This window comes from Bradyrhizobium sp. CCGUVB4N (genome assembly GCF_024199945.1).
Taxonomy (GTDB): domain Bacteria; phylum Pseudomonadota; class Alphaproteobacteria; order Rhizobiales; family Xanthobacteraceae; genus Bradyrhizobium.
Window position 1 is genome coordinate 4,509,223 of sequence record NZ_JANADP010000001.1, and the last position, 20,645, is coordinate 4,529,867.

Annotated in this window: 17 protein-coding genes and 1 pseudogene; 5 read left to right on the plus strand and 13 right to left on the minus strand. The window is 64.5% G+C overall.

Translation table 11 applies throughout. From position 1 onward, the window contains the following. Positions 1-48: 48 nt before the first annotated feature. Positions 49-1,137, minus strand: a complete 1,089-nt coding sequence (locus tag NLM31_RS20445) for a hypothetical protein (RefSeq protein WP_254193418.1) — start codon at positions 1,135-1,137, stop codon at positions 49-51. Between the two features lie 191 nt (positions 1,138-1,328). Between NLM31_RS20445 and NLM31_RS20450 the strand changes: the two genes are divergently transcribed. Beyond that, complete coding sequence (locus NLM31_RS20450) at positions 1,329-2,951, plus strand: ABC-F family ATP-binding cassette domain-containing protein (RefSeq protein WP_254193419.1); 1,623 nt, start codon at positions 1,329-1,331, stop codon at positions 2,949-2,951. Positions 2,952-2,996: 45 nt separating this feature from the next. On the opposite strand, the gene NLM31_RS20455 is transcribed toward NLM31_RS20450, so the two are convergent. Beyond that, positions 2,997-5,201: an alkaline phosphatase family protein gene (locus tag NLM31_RS20455; RefSeq protein WP_254193420.1), complete on the minus strand. Its 2,205-nt coding sequence runs from the start codon at positions 5,199-5,201 to the stop codon at positions 2,997-2,999. Between the two features lie 254 nt (positions 5,202-5,455). Here NLM31_RS20455 and NLM31_RS20460 point away from each other — a divergent pair, with 254 nt between their 5' ends. Then, positions 5,456-6,331 (plus strand): MBL fold metallo-hydrolase, encoded by an 876-nt coding sequence (locus NLM31_RS20460; RefSeq protein ID WP_254193421.1) that lies wholly within the window; start codon positions 5,456-5,458, stop codon positions 6,329-6,331. Between the two features lie 167 nt (positions 6,332-6,498). Here NLM31_RS20460 and NLM31_RS20465 read toward each other — a convergent pair whose 3' ends face one another. The 4 genes from NLM31_RS20465 to NLM31_RS20480 form a co-directional block, all read right to left on the minus strand. Next, positions 6,499-7,587 (minus strand): type II asparaginase, encoded by a 1,089-nt coding sequence (locus NLM31_RS20465; protein ID WP_256561512.1) that lies wholly within the window; start codon positions 7,585-7,587, stop codon positions 6,499-6,501. 255 nt (positions 7,588-7,842) lie between these two features. Next, complete coding sequence (locus tag NLM31_RS20470; RefSeq protein WP_148777798.1) at positions 7,843-8,091, minus strand: hypothetical protein; 249 nt, start codon at positions 8,089-8,091, stop codon at positions 7,843-7,845. Between the two features lie 95 nt (positions 8,092-8,186). After that, the gene (locus NLM31_RS20475) at positions 8,187-9,071 is read right to left on the minus strand and encodes a dienelactone hydrolase family protein (RefSeq protein ID WP_254193422.1); all 885 of its coding nucleotides are present in this window, start codon (positions 9,069-9,071) and stop codon (positions 8,187-8,189) included. Positions 9,072-9,097: 26 nt separating this feature from the next. Then, entirely contained in the window at positions 9,098-10,060 is a 963-nt protein-coding gene (locus tag NLM31_RS20480; protein ID WP_254193423.1) for an alpha/beta hydrolase, read from the minus strand. A gap of 125 nt (positions 10,061-10,185) precedes the next feature. Here NLM31_RS20480 and NLM31_RS20485 point away from each other — a divergent pair. After that, positions 10,186-10,860, plus strand: a pseudogene (locus NLM31_RS20485) (nitroreductase); the annotation flags it as partial. 396 nt (positions 10,861-11,256) lie between these two features. On the opposite strand, the gene NLM31_RS20490 reads toward NLM31_RS20485, so the two are convergent. From NLM31_RS20490 to NLM31_RS20500, 3 genes are all read right to left on the minus strand, one after another. Beyond that, positions 11,257-12,378, minus strand: coding sequence for an HD domain-containing phosphohydrolase (locus NLM31_RS20490; protein WP_254196238.1), 1,122 nt, complete (start codon positions 12,376-12,378; stop codon positions 11,257-11,259). 66 nt (positions 12,379-12,444) lie between these two features. Continuing rightward, entirely contained in the window at positions 12,445-12,765 is a 321-nt protein-coding gene (locus NLM31_RS20495) for a PilZ domain-containing protein (protein WP_254131092.1), read from the minus strand. Further along, complete coding sequence (locus NLM31_RS20500) at positions 12,762-13,880, minus strand: DUF2336 domain-containing protein (protein WP_254193424.1); 1,119 nt, start codon at positions 13,878-13,880, stop codon at positions 12,762-12,764. The genes NLM31_RS20495 and NLM31_RS20500 overlap by 4 nt, the downstream gene beginning before the upstream one ends. A gap of 300 nt (positions 13,881-14,180) precedes the next feature. On the opposite strand from NLM31_RS20500, the gene NLM31_RS20505 reads away from it, so the two are divergent. Beyond that, the gene (locus NLM31_RS20505; protein WP_254131094.1) at positions 14,181-15,128 is read left to right on the plus strand and encodes an AraC family transcriptional regulator; all 948 of its coding nucleotides are present in this window, start codon (positions 14,181-14,183) and stop codon (positions 15,126-15,128) included. 42 nt (positions 15,129-15,170) lie between these two features. Then, a complete protein-coding gene (locus NLM31_RS20510) occupies positions 15,171-15,761 on the plus strand; it encodes an NADPH-dependent FMN reductase (protein WP_254193425.1) in 591 nt (196 codons plus the stop codon). 172 nt (positions 15,762-15,933) lie between these two features. Here the strand turns inward: NLM31_RS20510 and NLM31_RS20515 are convergent, their stop codons facing one another. The 4 genes from NLM31_RS20515 to NLM31_RS20530 all read right to left on the minus strand — a co-directional run bounded on the left by NLM31_RS20515 (position 15,934) and on the right by NLM31_RS20530 (position 20,638). Then, positions 15,934-16,677 carry a hypothetical protein gene (locus NLM31_RS20515; protein WP_254193426.1) on the minus strand — a complete coding sequence of 248 codons (744 nt, stop codon included), beginning with the start codon at positions 16,675-16,677 and terminating at the stop codon, positions 15,934-15,936. Positions 16,678-16,932: 255 nt separating this feature from the next. Beyond that, positions 16,933-19,014, minus strand: a complete 2,082-nt coding sequence (locus NLM31_RS20520) for a methyl-accepting chemotaxis protein (protein WP_254193427.1) — start codon at positions 19,012-19,014, stop codon at positions 16,933-16,935. A 118-nt stretch (positions 19,015-19,132) separates the two neighbouring features. Then, the gene (locus NLM31_RS20525; protein ID WP_254193428.1) at positions 19,133-19,918 is read right to left on the minus strand and encodes a 2-keto-4-pentenoate hydratase; all 786 of its coding nucleotides are present in this window, start codon (positions 19,916-19,918) and stop codon (positions 19,133-19,135) included. Between the two features lie 15 nt (positions 19,919-19,933). Beyond that, positions 19,934-20,638: a TetR/AcrR family transcriptional regulator gene (locus tag NLM31_RS20530; RefSeq protein ID WP_254193429.1), complete on the minus strand. Its 705-nt coding sequence runs from the start codon at positions 20,636-20,638 to the stop codon at positions 19,934-19,936. Positions 20,639-20,645: the final 7 nt, after the last annotated feature.

Consider the following 20,645-nt stretch of genomic DNA (forward strand, 5'->3'; position numbering starts at 1 on the left):
CGGCTGCGGCAAACGCAGCCGCCTCTCATCTGGCGCAACATCAAGCCTTCACTTGAGGTCGGCGATGGTCGCGGGCCCGGGGCCGGGCGTGACCAGGGTCGGCCATTGCTTGGAGCCGAACGGGACCAGCGGCGGCAGGAACGGCGTCATGCCGCGCTTTGCTGTTTCGGTGATGATCGCGGCGCGCGCGTCGCCTCCCATCAGCTCGTAGTCCATCAGATGATAATTGCCGAAGAACAGTGCGCCGACCGAGCGATCGGCGATGATCCGCGTCAGCGATTCCAGCATGTCCGCCGGCGTCGTGGTGAACGAGACCGTCTCGATCAGCAGCAGGCGCGTGTTGATGGCGTCGGGGCCGAAGAACTGCGCGAGCACGCTGAAGATCACGTTGTTCTGCCGTGCGACGTAGATGGTGTTGCTGGCGGCATAGGTCTTCTCCCAGTCGGGGCCGAGCTGCGCCTTCCAGTCCGCCAGCACGCCCATCCAGTGCGCGACCTGGGTCTGGGCCGCCCATGCGACGTTCCTGGCGAGGAACGGGGCCTGCTGCTTGCCGAAAGCCTCCAGCCTGGCGAACGGGATGACGCCGCTCGCAAGGCACTCGTCCATGAAGGCGATGTTGTTCTTCAGGATGGTGCGGTTGTTGTCGCGCCAGTCGGCCTGCATCGGCGTGGCGTCGAGGCTGTCCAGCGCCGACTGCATCCGGCTGCGGAAGGCCAGCATCGCGCCGCGCCAGGATTTGTTGTCGGGATTGTCGACATAGGGGCCGACCACCTCGGCCAGCGCCATGGTGCTGTGGCCGACCGATTTCAGTAGCTGATAGACGATCGGCACCTGCGGCGCGTCGAGCGGCGGCTGGCCCCGCCGATAGAGGATCAGGCGTCCGCCGGCGCCGGAGAACAGGCCGAGGATGACAGGGTGCTTGTCGAGGATGTTCTTCTGGAACACCTTGGCAGCATCGCCATAGAGCTCGAACATCGCCGTGTTCAGCGCAAGCACGTCCCTGGTGGCGACGTCGCCCGGCGCGGCGTTGGTCTTGCCGGAGATCGGCGCCATGTAGTCGGGCAGGGTCTGGGCGGTTGCGGCGCTGCCGCCGAGCATCAGTACGGCGGCCATGGCCAGGCCAAAGCGAGTTCTCATCGGTCGTCCCCCGGGTCACATCTCAGCTCTACGGACGCCCGTCGGAATCGCTGGGCGTCGCCACCCGCGCTTTTGGCCGAAAATTGCTAAGGATTTGTCAGGAGGGAACCAAACCCGGGTCCGGCCGGGCTTCCTTTGGCGGCCCGCATGGCCTATTACGCCGCAACGCAATAATTCCCCCAAAAGACCTCATGATCCGCCTCGACAACGTCAGCAAGCAAGCCGGCCACCAGATCCTGTTCATCGAAGCCTCCGCCGCCCTTAATAAGGGCGAGAAGATCGGCCTCGTCGGCCCGAACGGGGCCGGAAAGACCACCCTGTTCCGGATGATCGCCGGCGAAGAGCTGCCCGACGAAGGGCAGGTCTCGACCGATCGCGGCATCACCATCGGCTATTTCAACCAGGACGTCGGCGAGATGTCCGGTCGCAGCGCCGTGGCCGAGGTGATGAATGGCGCCGGTCCCGTCAGCGAGGTCGCAGCCGAGCTGCGCCAGCTCGAAGCCGACATGGCCGACCCCGACAAGGCCGACCAGATGGACGAGATCATCGCCCGCTATGGCGAGGTGCAGCACGCCTTCGAGGAGCTCGACGGCTACGCGCTCGACGGTCGTGCGCGCGAAGCGCTGTCCGGCCTCGGCTTCAGCCAGGAGATGATGGACGGCGACGTCGGAAAACTCTCCGGCGGCTGGAAGATGCGCGTGGCGCTGGCCCGCATTCTGCTGATGCGTCCCGACGTCATGCTGCTCGACGAGCCGAGCAACCACCTTGATTTGGAAAGCCTGATCTGGCTGGAAAAATTCCTGCACGATTACGAAGGCACGCTGCTGATGACCTCGCATGACCGCGAGTTCATCAACCGCGTGATCTCGAAAGTGGTCGAGATCGATTCCGGCTCGCTGACGACCTATACCGGCAATTACGAGTTCTACGAGCAGCAGCGCGCGCTGAACGAGAAGCAGCAGCAGGCGCAGTTCGAGCGCCAGCAGGCGATGCTCGCCAAGGAGATCAAGTTCATCGAGCGCTTCAAGGCGCGCGCCTCGCACGCCGCCCAGGTCCAGAGCCGGGTCAAGAAGCTCGACAAGATCGAGCGCGTCGAGCCGCCGCGCCGCCGTCAGTCGATTGCGTTCGACTTCCTGCCGGCGCCGCGCTCCGGCGAGGACGTCGTTGCGCTCAAGGGTGTCCACAAGGGGTATGGCAGCAAGCGCATCTATGACGGGCTGGATTTCATGATCCGGCGCAGGGAGCGCTGGTGCGTGATGGGCGTCAACGGCGCCGGCAAGTCGACGCTGCTCAAGCTCATTGCCGGCGCAAGCGAGCCGGACCAGGGCACGGTGGCGGTCGGCGGCAGCGTCAAGATGGGCTATTTCGCCCAGCACGCGATGGATCTGCTCGACGGCGAGCGCACCGTGTTCCAGTCGCTGGAAGACCAGTTTCCGACCGCGGGGCAGGGGTCTCTGCGCGCGCTCGCCGGCTGCTTCGGCTTCTCCGGCGACGACGTCGAGAAGCGCTGCCGCGTGCTGTCAGGCGGCGAGAAGGCGCGCCTCGTGATGGCGAAGATGCTGTTCGACCCGCCGAATTTTTTGGTGCTGGACGAGCCGACCAACCATCTCGACCTCGCCACCAAGGAAATGCTGATCACGGCGCTGGCCGATTTCGAAGGCACCATGCTGTTCGTCTCGCATGACCGCCACTTCCTGGCGACCTTGTCGAACCGCGTGCTCGAGCTGACGCCGGAAGGCATCCACCAATATGGCGGCGGCTATACGGAATACGTCGCGCGGACCGGGCAGGAAGCGCCGGGGTTGCGGAGCTAGCCGGGATGGGCGCCGATCGGCGCCCATCCGTGTCGCTCTCAATCGCTACCGCAAGATCTCGTTCAGCACTTCGCCGTCGACACCGTGCGGCCTGACGCCCAGGATCTGCATGATGGTCGGGGCGACGTCGAGATTGTGCATGCGGCGGATCGTGGTGTTGTCGCGGATGCCGGGGCCGGCGGCGATGAAGGTCGCGCTCATCACCGGCAGCTTGGGATCGTGGCCATGGGCGCCGTAGAAGTTCGGCATCGACAGCGTGGTGGTGGCTGCGCTGAATGCGGCATCGCCGAGGCGGGCGACGCCGGGGTTCTGGATGCCGTCGAAATTGTAGCCCGGCGCCATCAGCGCGAACACATCGCCAAAATCGTGGCCGATGGTCTTGCTGGTGCACTGCCCGAGCCCGGCCTCGCACTGCGCGGGACGGGTCTCGACCACCGTGAAGATCTTCCCGCTATCGAGCGAGCCGTTGAACTTCGGGTTGGGGTCGACCGCGTTCTGCACGGCCGCGGTGATCTGCGCCAGCAGCGCCTGGTAGGTGGCGGGATCGACGGTGCCGCCTTGCTCGCGCTGTTGCAGGTTGATGTAGATATTGGCTGCGGGGCCTGAGGTGCGGATCGCCACCTTGCTGGTGTCGATGCCGGCATTCCTGAGGATGTTGGTCATGCTGACCGAGGTGTGGAACGGCGCAAAACCGTGGTCGGACACGACGATGACGTTGCTGTCGGGGCCGGCTGCATCGGCGATCCGCTTCACTGCCTTGTCGGCGGTCTGATAGGCGAAGCGGACATAGGAGGCGTAGCGCGCGACCTTGGCCGGGTCCTGGTTGGCGCCGATCGAGTTCGGGTCCTTCGGGTTGGTACCCTGACGGGGATCTGTGAGCAGGAACTGGTGCTCGGAGCCGTCGGGCTGCTCGATATAGACCATCACGAGGTCGGCGTCGGGATGGTTCTGGATCGCGCGCTCGCCGATCTCGGCCTGGTAGCGCACGAAGGTTTTCACCATGTCCTCGAACATCGCCTCGATCTCGGGGAAGTTGGTGAAGCCCGGGCTCAGCCGCTCCGGAATGCGGAAATCGGCCTGCGGGCGCCAGAACCCGATGCTGTTGTTGATGTCGTCGACATCGGCCAGCACCGGCGCGTTGCGCGGAATGTAGTTGGCGCCGTAGCGGGCGAAGCGCACCACCGAGAGATCAGGCGCGAGCTGCGAGACGAAGTACGCAGCGCCAACCTTCGCCCCGCTGCCGTCGAAAAAGAAAGGCGCGTTCTCGCCGCCGAACTTGACGTAGGCAGGTCCAGTCGCCGGCGGCGCGAACGGGCCCGCCGTGATGCCGCGCGTGGCGTCGAAGAACACCAGCGTGTCGTAGTTCGCGACGTTGTCGTTGGTGGTGTCGAGTGCGGCAACGCGGATCGCGTATTTGAGGTCGAGCGTCGCCGCGCTGGTGCAGGTCGCGGTCGAGGCCGACGCGCAGGAGAAGCTCTCGATCGGATTTGTCGTCGCCAGCACCGGGCTGAACGAGAATCGGCCGGCCGCCTGCAGCGCCGTGGCCACCGCCGCATCGGGGGTGAAGTCGGTCCGGGTCAGCGAAAAACCCTGGGCGCTGAGGCCGCCGAAGGCGCCGAACGGCACGGTGTAGTCGGTGACGCGGATCGGCTGGGCCGGTTGCACCACGGTGCCGTTGATCGAGATGTCGGCGCCGTCGCCACCGGGCCACGTTGCGGTGGCGACTTTCTTGCCCTGCTGGCGCAATTGCACCCACAGTGGCTGGGCAGTCGGCCGCGGCGTCGGCCCAAGCGGGCTCTCGCGATAGCCGCCGATCGGCGCGGCGAAACCGCTGAGGCTCGAGGTGGCTGGCCCGACGATCGCCTGGAAGGTGTTGGACGGGATGTCGTTGTGAACGGCGGTCGAGCCGGTCGCGATCTCGATATGCGAGACCGCGGTGAGCGAGGGTGAGGCCGTGATGTTCTGCACGGCAATCGCGCCATGGCGGCTCAGTCGCGCCAGCCCGCCGTCGCGCGGCAGCACGCCTTCCGCGATGAATTGCTGAATGAAATCGGGCTTGGCCCCGTCGAGCGAGATCAGCACCACCGGCGGCGAGCGATGCCCGTGATGCCTGCCGTGATCGTGGTCACGCGAATTGTCGGAACCGCGGTCGCGGTTATCCTCGTCGGCATGGGCAGGCATCACCGTGCCGGCCAGCGATGCCGCGAGCGAGAGTGATGAAATCAGCGAGAAAACTTTCTTCTTGTCCACGTGCAGCCCCGTGTTTTTCTTCGCGCAATCTGTGCGCGTTTCACCTGGAATGACACGTGGAGTATCGAGTGCGGCCGACGACGCGCGTGTGACGCTTGAGCGACGCATGCGCGTCGGCGCGAGGATGTTGTCGCAAGAGTCCAATCCGATCTCCGTCGCGCGTGCGAGGGGAACTCGGCAAGGCAGGCCTGCGCCCACGCGCCTTGAACGCTGCGAACCCGTTCGTTACGCTCGAGAAAAATCAGGAGGGGCGCGTGAAGCAGTTGAGGATCGGCGACATCACCATCGATGCGGTGATCGAGCGGGAAGGGCCGTGGCGGCGGCCGCAAGATTTTTTCCCGGCTTATGACGACGGCGTGTTCAAGCACCATCTGCCGACGATGGAGCCGGAGGTGTTCGACGCCGCGCGCGGCATGATGGTCATCACCTATCAGACCTTCGTCGTGCGCACGCCGCGCTACACCATCCTGGTCGATACCTGCACCGGCGAGGACAAGGGCCATCCGCCGCCGTTCGACTTTCCCGGCAAGGAGCGCTGGCGCAACGAATTGTTCGCGCTCGGCATTGGCTTCGAGCAGATCGACTACGTCTTCTGCACGCATCTGCACATCGATCACACTGGCTGGAACACCACCTTGCGCGACGGTCGCTGGGTGCCGACATTCCCGAACGCGAAATACGTCTTCCACAAGGGCGAGTACGCGGCCTGGGAGGCCGAGAATGCCAAAGGCAACAACCCTCCCGGCACGGTGTTTCGTGACAATTGTCTGCCGATCGTCGAGGCGGGGCAGGCGCTGCTGGTCGACGACGATTATGCGCTCGACGACACCGTGACGCTGACCCCGACGCCCGGGCATTCGCCCTGCCATTGCTGCGTGAATATCTTGTCGAAGGGCCGGCGCGCGGTGGTCGCCGGCGACCTCATGCATCACCAGATCCAGTGCCGCGAGCCGGACTGGTCGGCGAAGCCCGATTGGGATGCCAAGCAGTCGGCGGTGTCGCGACGGAAGTTTTTCGCCTCCGTCGCGGACACCGATACGCTGATCCTGCCGATCCACTTTCCGGCGCCGACGGTCGGCCTGATCAAGCCGCTCGGCGCCGCGTTCGATTACCGCTTCAAGCGGGAGTAGGGCCGCTTGCCCCACGTCATGCCCGGGCAAAAGCGCGAAGCGCGTCTTCGCGCAGATGTCCCGGGCATCCACGTTCTTGTTCTCGTCGGACCAAAGACGTGGATGGCCGGGACAAGCCCGGCCATGACGAAGTCGCGGAGAGTCTGTGGAACAACGCGACGGATGGTCTAGTAGGAATAGAACATCCGCTGGATTTCCTTGGTGTCGGTCGTCTTGGTCAGCGCCAGCATCAGCAAGATTCGCGCCTTTTGCGGATTGAGCGTATCCGAAACGACGAAGTCGTGTTCGTCGTCCTTGGCCTCGCCATTGCGCGCGACGATGCCGTTGCCGACGCGGCTGCTGCGAACGATCACGACACCCTTCTTGCGCGCCTCGTCGAGAGCCGGCTCGACCGCGGGCCGGGCGAGGCTGCCGTCGCCCACGCCGGCATGCACGATCCCCTTGGCCCCGGCGGCGACGAATGCGTCGACCGCGACCCGGTTCATGTTGGCATAACCGTAGACGATATCGACCTGCGGCAGCGTATCGAGGTTGGACACGTCAAATTCGGAATCGGCCGTATGCCGGCGCGTCGATTGACGATAGAAGTACGGCTTGTTTCCCTGCATGTAGCCGAGAAAGCCGAGCTCAGGCGTGCGGAAAGTGTCGGCCGTGGAGGTGTTGTTCTTGGTGACCTCGCGCGCCGCATTGATCTGATCGTTGAGAGCAACCAGCACGCCCTTGCCGACCGCCTCCTCACTGCCTGCGAGGATCACCGCATTGAACAGGTTGATCGGTCCGTCCGCGCTGATCGCGGTCGACGGCCGCATCGCACCGACGATGACGACAGGCTTCTTGCTCTTGACCACGAGATCCAGGAAATAGCTGGTCTCCTCGATCGTATCGGTGCCGTGCGTGATGACGATCCCGTCGACGTCGTCCTGCGCGAGCAGCGTGTTGACGCGCTTGGCAAGCTTCAGCCAGTAGTCATTGTTCATGTTCTCGCTGGCGATCTGGAAAACCTGCTCGCCCTTGACGTTGGCCACCGTCTTCAGTTCGGGGACCGCGTTCAGCAGGGTCTCGATGCCCACCGTGGCCGCGGTGTACCCGACCACGGTCGTACTGCTTGCCCCGGTGCCAGCGATGGTGCCGCCGGTCGCCAGAACCATGACGTTGGGCAGGCCGACGCCCCTCGCGTTCGCGTCAAAATTGATGAGCAGCGCGAACAGCACGCTCGCTGTCGCCATGATCGGATGATGCACTCGAAGTTGCCACATCTTGACGTCCCTTTCCTGGAAAGCCTGGTCGATGCGCCCCATTTCGCTCAGCACGCCATGATCCGTCAGCCGACGGCGTCTGTCTAGGGTTGTAATGTCGAGGGATGATTTGATTGCGGTGCGCGGCGCGCACGGAGAGGCGGCCTTGGCGTCATGTCCGGGCAGAAGCGCGAAGACGCGCTTCGCGCTTCTGTCCGGCCATGACGGAGTTCGTTTGCAGACTGCCCGCTAAAGCGGCAGCGAATTCGTAGCGCCTTACGCGCCCATCTCGCACTTCTTCATGAAGCTATTCTTGGCGGCGCCGGCGAGCGCCTTGCCGTCGGAGCCGACGGCCTTGGGCGTGCAGGCGTCTTCCTTGCACTTCTTCATGAACGAGGTCTTGGCCGCTCCGGCGAGCGCCTTGCCGTCCTTGCCGACCGCCTTGCTCTCGCAGGTGTCGTCCGCAAGGGCCGAGCCTGCCGCAAAGGTGGCAACGATCGCAGCCAGGAAAATTCGCTTCATCATGGGTGTCTCCCTAAACCAAAAAGATGGCGCTGCGAATTGGAGCGCGGAATCGTGGCGCAATCAAGCAGGATCGCGGTGCGGTATCGGTCCTCGCTTCATTTTTTCCAGCGGTCGAGGATGCCGGCGGCCCTGGCGAGGGCATCGTTCATGGCCGCCTGATTGCCCAGCGCGGATTGCCGCCGCGACGACGGCTCGTCGAAATCATGGGTGGCGCCGGGATAGAGGGTGACGTCGACGGGGCTGCCCGCCTGCCGTGAGCGCTCGGCGACGCGCTGGCAGATCGCGGGCGAGACCTCCTCGTCGTCGGCGCCCAGGAACATCGCGATCGGCGCCGTGGTCGAGATGGTCGATGCGAGCAGGGCGGTCTGTCCGCAGCCCGGATAAAACACCAGGGCGCCGCGATAGCCCGGCTGATTGCCCTGCTGGCTTGCTTGCCGGATCATCACGTTCAACGCTGTGCTGCCGCCATTGGACCAGCCTTGCAGATAGATCCGGCCGGCGAGGACGTCGCTGCGGCCGCGCAGATAAGCGAGCGCGCCTTCGGCGTCGAGCGGGCGCACATCGGTCTCGTTGACGTCGGCGCGGTCGGGGTCGCCATGGGTGAAGCGGCCAAAGCCATAGGCCTTGCCGCGCGGGCCAAAACTGTCCGGCAGCAAGGCGAGGTAGCCGCGCGCCGACCAATATTCACCCCACATCGCATGACGCTTCGACAAGGTGTTCGCATTGCAGGGCGAGGTGGTGCCGGCGCCAACGAAGGTGCAATCTTCATTGTCATTGCTGGAGTACGGTCCGCCGCGCCCGTGCAGCATCACGATGGCGGGCCAGGGGCCGGGCGTGCTGGGCTGGAACAGATAGCCGGTGAGCGCCGTGCGGCCGTCGGCGCTGCTGAAATAGACGGTCTGGGGCGCGGCCGCGACGGCGTGTATCGACAGCAGCAGGGCTGCGATCAGGCTGACGATACGGACGAGATGAGGTCGCAATTCGAATCCGCCGGGCCGCAACGCGATCAGACCCCGCGCGCGAGCAAGGCCTTGAAGTCGGCGCGTGCACGCTGTGCTTCGGCACGGGCGACATCGGAGGCGTCCCCGAGCCCGAAATAGCCATGGATCAGGCCGGCGCCCTCGTGATGCTTCACCCGCACGCCGGCCGTCTCCAGCGCCCGCGCATAGGCTGTGCCTTCGTCGCGGAGCGGGTCGTACCAGGCGGTGGTCACGATCGCGGGGGCGAGGCCTGCGAGCGAGGCGGCACGCAGCGGCGAGACCCGCCAGTCGGCGGCGTGACCGGCATCGGCGAGATAATGGCCGGCGAACCACTCCATGACGGCACGCGAGAGGAAGTAGCCATCTGCATTCTCGGCGCGCGACGGAAAGCGGGCGTTCTCGCGCGCGTCGGCATAGGAGCCCACGACATCAGTGACGGGATAGACCAGGAGCTGCGCGGCGAGCTTGATGCCGGAATCGCGGCAGGCGATCGCAGTGGCGGCCGCGAGATTGCCACCGGCACTGTCACCGGCAACGCCAAGACGCCTGGCATCCCCACCAAATTCCGCGACGCGGTTGAACACGTCGCTCGCAGCATTGAAGGCGTCGTCGAAGGCGCCAGGAAAGCGTGTCTCCGGCGGGCGACGATAGTCGACGGAGACCACGACCGCGCCGGTCTCGATCGCAAGATTGCGCGCCTGTCGGTCGTGGGTCTCGAGGTCACCCGCAACCCAGCCGCCGCCGTGGAAGAACACAACGGTGGGCGCGGGCGCGCTGCCGACGCGATAAGCGCGCGCATCGAGCGGGCCGGCGCCGCCCTTCACCTTGATATCCTGCACGGCGTCGACGGGCGGCGGCGGGACGGCGGCACGTGAGGCAGCCAGTGCGCGCAAGGAATCGCGGGCGCTCTGTGGCGTCATCGTCGTGGGATCGCGCAGCGGCAGCAGCGGAATGATCTGGGCGATGACGGGATCGAGCGGCGCGGCCATGGTGGGGTCCTTACAGGGTTTTTGGTCTTGCTTGCGGGGTAGCATAGATTTCGCGCGCCGCATCGGCAACCGGAGACGTGTTGCAGATGTCATGCAGATGAATGAACGGGCAGGGAGGTCCTGAGGTGGAATTCGAAACGCTGGTCCAGTCGCGCCGCAGCGTGCGCGGCTTCAAGCAGCAGCAGGTATCCCGCGCCGTGGTCGAGGCGATCATCGAGAGCGCCAAGCGCGCACCGTCGTCGATGAACACCCAGCCCTGGCATGTTCACGTGCTGACCGGCGCGCCGCTGGAAGAAGTGCGCCGCCGCAACATGGAGGAGATGGTCGGGGGCGCAAAGGTCAAGCGCGACATCATCAGCCATGGCGAGTATCAGGGCATCCATCGTAGCCGCCAGGTCGACATCGCCAAGAAGCTGTTCGGCGCGATGGGGATTGCGCGCGACGACAAACCGATGCGGCAGGATTGGGTGCTGCGCGGCTTCCGCCAGTTCGACGCGCCGGTCTCGCTGGTGCTCACCTATGACCGCGTGCTTGATCCCGGCGCCGTCTGTCATTTCGATCTCGGCGCACTCTGCTACGGCATCGTGCTGGCAGCCTGGGACCGCGGGCTCGGCTCTGTCATCAACGGGCAGGGCATCATGCGCTCCGACATCGTGCGCGAAGTCGCAAAGATCCCGGAAGACGAAGTCATCATGACCTGCGTTGCGATGGGCTATCCCGACGACAACTTTGCCGCGAATGCCGTTCGTTCGGATCGCGAGGGTAATGACGAGTTCGTCCGCTACGTCGGTTTCGCCGACCGACATCGAGAGGTCGGAGGCGATTATTCCGTCACGAAATTTTTCGTGCGGACTCGTTACGGCCTCTTGCAATCTCTTCCGTGCAGGAGGAACAATACGCGGACTCAAAGGTTTGTTGCTGGCGCGAGGGAATTGACATGCGGCGGCTGGCTAGCCTGGTTCGATGGTTCTTCGGCCCGCGGGTGCGTGGTCCGATCGATGATGATCCCAGCCTTCCCTTCACTCCTGAAGAGTTCAGCAGGCTGGTTCGCAGTGGCCGGCGCGAGGATATGAAGCTGCTTGCCGAAGGGTTGGCCTCTCGTTCAATTCCGCGCCGCATCAAATACCGCGCTACGCATTAAAGCGCGTTGAGATCGGGATGAATCGCCGTCGTCCTTCAGGTTGTTGGGCGCGCGCTCAGCGTGAGAGTGCGACCTCCTTGAAGGAGGTGACCAGCGCCTTTTCGAGCTTTCCGGTCATGCCGCAGAGAATTTGATAGGCCTCGTTGCGCGGCATCGTCGGCTTGTAGTGCCGGTGCTCGATCAGCGCGGCGAAGATGTCCGAGATCGTGAGAATACGCACGATATCGTTGATGCTCTCGCCGGCCAGCGCATCCGGATAGCCGCTGCCATCGAGATATTCATGGTGATGGCGGACGGCATCGAGAATTTCCGGCGTGATCTGCTCGTGATCCTTCAGGAACTCGTAACCCGCCGCCGGGTGGGTTTCGATCATGGTGCGTTCCTCGGGATCGAGGCGGCCGGGTTTGTCGAGGATCGCAAGCGGGATCTGCGCCTTGCCGATGTCGTGGAACATGGCGGCCGTGTACATGCGCTCGAGATCCATTCGTCCGACGCCGAGACTGAGTCCGAAGTCGATGGCAACGCCGGTCACGAGCAGGCAGTGCTGATAGGTTCCCTCATGGTGGCGCCGTACCGTCGTGAGCCATTCCGACAGGCCATGCTCGGTGATGCGGTCGGCAATCTGACGTCCGGCTTCCTTGGTGCCGTTGACGTCAAGGGGCTGGCCAAGTGTCACGGCCGTGAACATCGATGCGATGGCGGTGGCAGCTGTCTCGACGGCGTTGTCCGGCCGGGGCGAACCGCCCGATGAGTCCGCGGCCGGCTCGACCGGATCGGCCAGCGCCGCGAGCAGCTTGGTCTTGTTGAGCGGACCGGGAAGCACGAGCGTCGCGCCGAGCGCATAGGCTTGCGAGATGCAGACATGCGAGGAGTGCTCGACGAGGAAGATGCGCTTGGCGGCCTTTGCCAGCCTGGCGGACCGTTTCTTGATCGCCGCGATATTGTCGACGTCGCGCAACTCGGCGCGGATGACGATGGCGAACGGCGCTTGAGACAACCTGGCTTCGGCGTCGAGCCGTTCGCCCGCAACGGCGAATTGCTGTTCGAGCGCCGAACAGATGCCCGACAATTTGTCGGATGAATCCGCCAGCACATGCACGAAGGGGCGTGCCGATTGCGCCGTTCGGATGCCGCCGTCGCCTTTGATGGGGCTGGTGATGGTTCGCGCGTTCTGCACGGGTGACATGGACTTTACTGAGGTACTGGAATTGAACGAGCGTGATGATCTCTTGAACCGGTTGGCCTACTTGGCCGGTGCGACGTCCGCCTTCGCACTCGTCAGCTTTTTCTTTGTATCGCCATTGATGAAGTGAACGCCGGCCATTGTGCCATCGATCCAAACCAGCTCGCAGCGCCGATACGCCAGCCCCGTCGACGACAGCACCAAGAAAAATTCCTTGGCTTGCAGTACGTCGAGTGTGCCCTCGACCTCGATCTTGGCGCCGGTGTTCGATACATCGAGCAGGACGCAACTGCGCCGCCAGGTGCCGTCCGAACCCATCAAATTGACGGGTTGCCGGTGGTCCATTTTCACACGAGAGTCCTTGCGGCCATCGAACTTCATCGGCTAACCCCCATTTTTGCGCCGCGATGTCCCGGATCGCCTGTGTTGGCGCTTGCTGCGATTTCCCCCCAGCGCACCGTCCATTGGCTGGTCGACAAGAGAAGCGTTTCGAACATCAGCTGCGCGCGTTCGCGCTGGGCAAAGGAGAGCCGGGGGCCGTTGCGATTGCTCAAGATGGCGAGCGTGGTCGCCCAGTTCAGGCGCGACGCCCGGCAGGCCATCACCAGGCCCTCGCAATCGTCATCGCTCATGACATGTTCGACGATCTCGATCGGCGCGCCCGACAGCACCGACAGGGCGGTGAAGAGATTGGCGGTCTCGCCGCGGATCGCGAAGCGATTCACGGTGGAATCGTTGAGCTTGCCGACGCGGCTTAACGCAACGATCTCGGGTCTGGCGCTTGCATAGTCGGCGGAGGAGGGCGGCTTTGGCGGAGCCGCAACGACTGCCTGCACGGGAGCAACGGCGGAGGCATTGGGCTTGGCGGGGGCTGCCCGGACGGGCGCCGGCTTGGCGGGTGCGGTGGAGAGCAGCTTCCGCACGATCAAGTCAGGGGTACCCGGCCGCAGCACCAGCGCTTTCGCAATCTCGCCGTCCTGGTCGGCCCCGGCGAGGGTGGCGTAAGCCGCCTCGGAGAATTTTGTTCCAGGGTTCTTAATCAGCGCATGAAAGAGATGCGCGCCGCGCTTGATCAGTGCCTCGGTCACATCAGGCTCGATGCAGTCACGCGCCGCGATGGCGCGTTGGTGCCGCTCGCCGCATGAGGCGGCGATCGCCGCCAGATCGGCCGTGGCAAGTGCCTGCGATCTCTGCAGCACGGGACATGCGACGTCCGCGTTGTCGTGGGAGGCAAGGCGCCGCAATGTCCGTGGCGGTGCGACCTTGAGGTCGGCAAGCGTCGTGGTGAGCTCAATCAGCACGCCGACCTCGACCCGTTCCGTCAGGCGCAGCAGAACGCCATCGACCACTCCGCAGAGCAGTTCCTGAGATCGGTCGCGGCTGCCAGTGAGCAACTGCAAAATGCCGGAAAGAATGCGAGCGCAACGGTCAAGCGGACACGTTGCGACCGCCGCTTCCAATTCGACCAAAATATCAGCAGGCGAATTTGCCATCATGGCAGGGGCCTGTACTCAAATAAACTTCGACGAACTAACGCCCCTCATTCCGCCAGAGATGCGTTAATTTGAAATTTAGGCCTCGCCCTCCCGGGGTATCTGCGCACCGCCTACCGCGCTGGAAACGCTATCGAAATTTGGCAGGAGGCGAACGCTCCGCTTGTCCTTTGCGCCGGACACTCGCCAACTGAGCGGGAAGGGCTTGGATGAGTCCTTCGCGCGAATGGGGGTTCACAGGAGGAATTCAGATCGGCGTATTGCCGGACACGCGCCGTTTCCTGGTGCGGTTTTTTATTTGTCATGAACAACAGTGATGCTGCGCCAGCGCTGGCGCCAAAGATATTTCGCTTCTCCGACGTCGACGAGTTTCGCAGTTCGATCCGCGGCCTGGATTACGAGTTCACGCCGTTCGTGCGAAGCATTGCGGCCGAGCAGATCATTCTGCAATTGCCCGGCTGCGACGTGAACATGACGCGGTCATTTCCGCGCGTCGTGGACGCGCAGCTCGTTGCCGATTGCACGGCGGTGGGCTTCGCGATGGACGAGCTCGAAATCCCGATCCGCTTCAACGGCGCGCAGCGCGACCGCGCCGTCATCGTCATCGGCAGCAGCGGCGCGGCCTACAACACGATCGAGGAAGTGCAGCGGCAGATCGCCTCGGTCGTGTTCCGGCCCGAGGTGAAGGACCGCGGCTGGCCCGTGACGAACTCCAGCTTCAAGATTTTCGAGACCAGTCCGTCGGCGCTGAACTGGCTGCGGAAGGTGGTCGGGGAAGTGCTGGCGGCTGCGGCCGAGCCGATCGATCCAGCCGAGGTGCCGTTGAAGGCGGCGGCGATGAAGGAATCCCTGCTCGCTGCGGTCGATGCCGCGTTCGCCGACATCGTGCAGGCGCGCTGGACCCAGCGGCCGAATGACGAGCGGCAGTTCAAGCTGTTCCAGGACATCCGCGCGCTGTTGTCAGACGACCTCTCGCAGCCGATCTACAGCGAGGAGGTCGCGCGCAAGCTCGATCTCTCCGTCCGAACCTTGCACGATGTCGTGCGCCGCTATCGCGGCATGAGCCTACATCGCTATCTGCGCCTGCGCCGCCTGTGGCTGGTGCGCCAGCGGCTGCTTGCCGGTGCCGACAGCGTCAAGGCCGTCGCGCTCGCGTTCGGCTTCTGGCATCTCAGCGACTTCTCCCGCAGCTATCGCGATCAGTTCGGCGAGACGCCGTCGGAAACGTTGGAGCGCGGCCGCAGGCGATAAGGGGTTGGGACCGGAGTCCGGTTTCGTGTTAGCCTGCCGGCCATGAGCAATCGCATCCTCGTCCTCTACGGTTCCTACCGGGCCGACTGCATGGGCATCCGCCTGGCGAATTTCGTCATCGATCGCCTGCGCAAGCGTGGCGAAGACGTCGAGTTCATCGACGCCAAGGCGGTCGGCCTGCCGATGCTCGACCGCATGTACAAGGAGCACCCGAAGGGTGGCGCGCCCGAGGCGCTGGAGAAGCTCGCCGGCCAGATCCGCGGCGCGGACGGTTTCGTCTTCGTCACCGGCGAATATAATTGGGGCATTCAGCCCGGCCTGAAGAATCTCACCGACCACTTCCTCGAAGAGTGGTTCTGGCGGCCGGCCGCGATCGTGAGCTATTCCGCCGGCCGGCTGTCCGGCGCGCGTGCTTCGACCGCGTGGCACGGCACATTATCGGAAATGGGCATGGTGGTGATTTCGAGCACCATCGGCGTCGGTCCGATCGCCCAGACACTGTCGGCCGAGAGTGAGCCGATCGGCGAGGGCGGCAAGGCGCTGGAACGCTCGTTCCCGCGCTTCGCCGACGATCTCTTGTGGTGGATCGAAGCGGCCAAGGCCCAGCGCGCGCGCAAGGCGCCGCCGTACTGATGTCGTTGACCGCGATGACGGTCCCGTAGCCCGGATGGAGCGAAGCGAAATCCCGGGGGCTCACACGTCAACGGCACCGTCCCGGATTACGCTTCGCTCCATCCGGGCTACGGGGCTCGCAACTTTGCTTAAGCGGCCCGGACCTCGCCGAGGAAGCGGTCGAATTGGATAGTTACCACTTGTCGCCGATAAGGATGACGATTCCAGCGCCCGCTTTCGTTGTTGAATTCATAACGTCATAGTTTTCGTCGCCAGTTGGAATAGCAGCGGCTTCGATGCCAGACCTGTTTAGGAGGTCAGCAAACGCTTCCGCGAATTCCTTCTCCACTTGACGATGCCTGGAGTACGTGATGCCCACACCGTTGGTGATGACGCCTGCCCCGGCAATGACGCGTTCATCAATTCCTCGGAACAAGTGAAGTCCGGCCGCATTATAGAGTTCAATGAATTGCGCGGCCAAAGCGGTTGCTTCGTAGGTTTGCGTCACGAGAGCAACAAAGAGTCCGCTGCTTGCCACCTTCCAATAGCGATCGTCGTTATATCTCTTTAGCATTGAGACGAATTCGGCTGCCTGTTCTTTGTTGAGAAGGCGAGGCGTTTTTAGCTTTGCAAGCGCAAGTTCTGCCTCTTTTGCCTTGGCTGTGGCCTCAGCCGCCCGCTGGTCGGCTTGAGCGATTGCTAATTTCGATTTCTCGATCTCTGCCTGCGTGGCGGCAAGATCTGCTTTGGCCCGAGCCGCTTCTTTCTCCAGCGCAGCAGCTCGCTCGTGCGCTTCGCCCGCAAGAGAGTTTGCGTGTGCAGCGTGCTCTTCGGCTTTAGCGATCCCTTCCTCGGCGCTCCTGTCAAAAAAGTAGGCGGTGCCCAGGGTCGCGAGCGCAGCTACAGCAGCGCAAATCCAAGCGAAAATGCCAGTCATTGATCGGTCCGGGGAACTGAATGTATCGACTTCATAACAAGCGATATATCGGGACTTAAGGGAGCATGACAACCACGCTGCGACCACACCGTATGACGGTGTCACGATCGTGCAGATGTTGTCAGCCGAAAGCTGGCCGATCGGCGAGGGCGCTGGAACGCTCGTTCCCGCGTTTGGCCAATGATCTCGCGTGGTGGATCGAAGCGGCCAAGGAGCAGCGCGCGCAAGGCGCCGCCGTATTAAACTGCGCCCGTTTCACGCCGCCCTGACTTCGCCGAGGAAGCGGTCGAACTGGCCGGCGAGGTCACGCGACTGGGTCGAGAGCTGCTCGGCGGCGCCAAGCACTTCCTGGGCGGCTGCACCGGTGTCGTCGGCGGCGCGCTGCACGCCAGTGATGTTGGTGTTGACCTCCTGGGTGCCGCGGGCAGCTTCCTGGACGCTGCGGGAGATCTCCCTGGTCGCCGACCCCTGTTGCTCGATCGCGGCCGCAATCGCGGTGCCGATCTGGTCGATCTCGGCGATGACGTCGGCGACGTTGCGGATCGCGGTGACGGTCTCGTCGCTAGCGGACTGGATCGCATTGATCTGCTCGGAGATCTCGGTGGTGGCCTTGGCGGTCTGGCCTGCCAGCGACTTCACCTCGGAGGCGACCACGGCAAAGCCGCGGCCGGCGTCGCCGGCACGGGCGGCCTCGATGGTGGCGTTGAGCGCCAGCAAATTGGTCTGTTCGGCGATGCTCTGGATCAGCGTGACGACATCGCCGATCTTCTGCGCGCCGTCGGCGAGTGCACGCGCGGTGTCGCCGGTACGGCGGGCGTTGTCGACGGCGCGGGCCGCGATCTCGGTCGATTGCGCGACCTGACGGCCGATCTCGGCGATCGAGGAGGTCAGCTCTTCCGTCGCGCTTGCGACCGTCTGCACGTTGGTCGAGGTCTGCTCGGAGGCGGCGGCCACGACCGCGGCCTGGCTGTTGGTCTGGGCGGCCGTCGAGGTCATCGACTGCGCCGTGGTCTCCATGGTGGAGGAGGCCTGCGACAGGCCGCCGACGAGCTCGGTGACCTTGGCCTCGAAGGCGCGGGTCAGCTCGTCGAGCGCCTGGGCGCGGCGCATCTTGCCGTCGTTCTCGGCCTGCTTCTCGGCTGCGAGCCGGTCGGCCCGGATCATGTTGTCCTTGAACACCTGGACGGCCGCGGCCATCGCCCCGATCTCGTCGGAGCGCTCGGCGCCGGGGATCTCCTGCGCGACCTCGCCGTCGGCGAGCCGCGACATCCGGGTGGTCAGGCTGACGATCGGCGCGCAGACGCGGCGGCGGACCATCACGATGAGGCCGGCGCTGGCGATCAGCACGGCGAGGAGACCGACGAGCGCGATCGTGAAGCTGGTGCGCGCGGCGGCGGAGGCGCCGGAGAGGATCTGCTCGGCGTTGTCGTAGAAGGCGTCGCGGACGCCGATGATCGAGCCGAGGCCTTTCTGGGAGGCCACGTAGAAGGTCTCGACATCGTGCTCGTACTTGCCGCTGAGCGCGCCGTCCTTGACGAGCTTCATCTCGCGGCCGAATTCCTCGACATAGCTCGTATTCATCGTCTCGAGCGCCGCGGCGACGTTGGATGGCGTTGCCGGATTGCCGCGCAATTCCATCAGCGACATCACGATCTGGTCGTTGCGGCCCTGCATGCGGGCCATGTCGGCTTTCTCGGAATCGTTGGCGACCTTCTTGGCGCCGACAAGGTTCTTGTGCACGCTGGAATTGAGGCCGCCGATGTCGCGCAGCGTCATGGCGATGTTGGCGTAATTGGACTGGCGATAGGCATCGCCGTTGAGGATCGCCATGCGCCGGACCTGCTCGTTGAGCAGCGCGGTCACGCCGGCGTTGAGCACGGCATTGTCGGCGACGATCTTCTTGGCGGCGTCCTTGCGCGTATCCGCAGGTCCCGCGATCGCCTTGTCGATGGCGTCGCGCAGTGCGGTGAATTTCGAATTGATGCCGTCGATGTTGCTGCCGATCGCGTTGCCGTCGTCGAAGGAGCCGGGCAGCTCCTTGCGCAGCGCGTTCATCTTGTCGCGCGCGCCGTCGGTCTGCTTGCGCAGCTTGTCATGCTCGGTGAGTTGCGCCGGGTCGACGGTTGCCGGTCCGTACATGATGTTGGTGGCGAAGCCGCGCTCGGGATTGAGATAACGCGGGATGTCGCTGACGGCGCGGACGATCGCGAGCCGGCCCTGCGCCTCGGCGATCCTGTCCATCGTCTGGTATTTCGTGACCGCGACGTAGACGGCGAGGCCGCCGCCGACGGTCGAGAGCGAGACGATGGCGGTGGTCAGCAGCGTACCGATTTTCATGATTCGTCCGGCAATTGCGCAGGTGGAGAAAAAAATTCTGCGCGAACGATAGGGGCGCCGTCTTAATCGCCGGTTTACGCTGCCGTCCGGCATGCTCCGCCTGCATGCGTCCATTCGGCTAGGTGTAGGCTGCACTCACGGTTCCGAACGGACCGAAATCAGCGACATAGGTCTCGCCCGCCTTCGGTCGCAGCATGCCCGTCAGCGTGCCGGTGCTGATCGTCTGCCCGGCCTTGAGACCGATGCCGGTCCGCGACAGTTCGTTGGCGAGCCAGGTCAGTGGCACCAGCGGATGATCGATTGCCTCCGCTGCGCTGCCGCGGCGCCTCTCGACGCCGTTGCAAGTGAGCACGACCTCCTGGGCCGCGACGTCGCGGCTGCGCCAGTCGGCGATGGGGTCGCCAAGCACGATCGTTCCCGAGCCCGCGCCGTCAGCCAGGATCGCCGGCATCGGCGGAAACGCCGCATCGTGGACGAACCGGCACTCGGCGAGTTCGATGCCCGGATGCAGGGACGCAACGGCATCGCCGACCTCGTTGATCGCATATGGCTGCGCGCGGGGCGGCAGATCGGCGCCGAGGCGCACCTGGTACTCCACTTCCGGAATCGGGCTGCATTGCCGGGCGTGCTCCACGCGCGCGGGCGAGGCCTTGATCAGCGGCGCGAACACGCGCCCATAGATCGGCGAGGAGGTGCGAAGCTGGCGTTGCAGCCCGGGCTTCATGCCGGCGATCTTCCAGCCGACGACGTCCCAGCCCAATTCCTCTTCGACCATGCGCGCAATGCGATACGCGGTGTCGGCATCCGGCGGCACCAGCAGCTCATCGAGGCCGCTTCGCTGCCGGGCGTTGCGACGCAAATCGGCGAGGTGGCGGGCGAGCTCGCGTTGCCGGGACACATCCATCGGTGCCTATCCAATCTATCTGGTGGTGCGGGCGAGGGCGGCGGACAGGACTGTCTCCAGCTCCTCCTGAACCTGATCGAGCGCGTCCGCGCTGCGGCTTGCGCGGCACAGCGCAACGGTGCCCTCGATCGAGGCGACGACGAGCGTTGCGAGCCGTTCCGCGCGGTCCGCGGCCAGCCCTTCGCGCAGCAAGGCCGCGTGCATGATCCGCCGCCAATCGGCGAAGACGCCGTCGGCGAGGTCGAGCAGTTGCTGCTGCGCCGTCTCGTCGTCTTTGTCGGAGGCTTCGCCGACATAGCGGTCGACGGCGACGGCGAGCACCGGACAGCCGGCCTCGAAGCCGGTCGCTTCCAGCCGGCGACGCCAGGATGCGGCGAAAGCCCGCAAGCCGCCGATCACGCCGCGTTCGCTCATGGCCTTCTCCAGGGGAATCGACACCGCCTTGCCGGCGAAGGTCACGGCTTCGGTGATCAACTGCCGCTTCCCCTCAGGAAAGTGATGGCTGATCGAGCCGCGCGGCGTCGCCGTGTAGTGGACGACGTCGCGCATGCTGGTGGCATTGACGCCGCGGCGGCTCATCAGGTCGGCCGCGCCGGCGATCATCTTGTCGCGTGTGGTGGTCATGCCGCGAATATGACAGTTGACATAGTCGAGGGCAAGCTCAAATATGACGTGTGTCATACTCAAGGGGTGCGGGCAGAGAAGCCGCGCCGGCAGCATCAGGGAG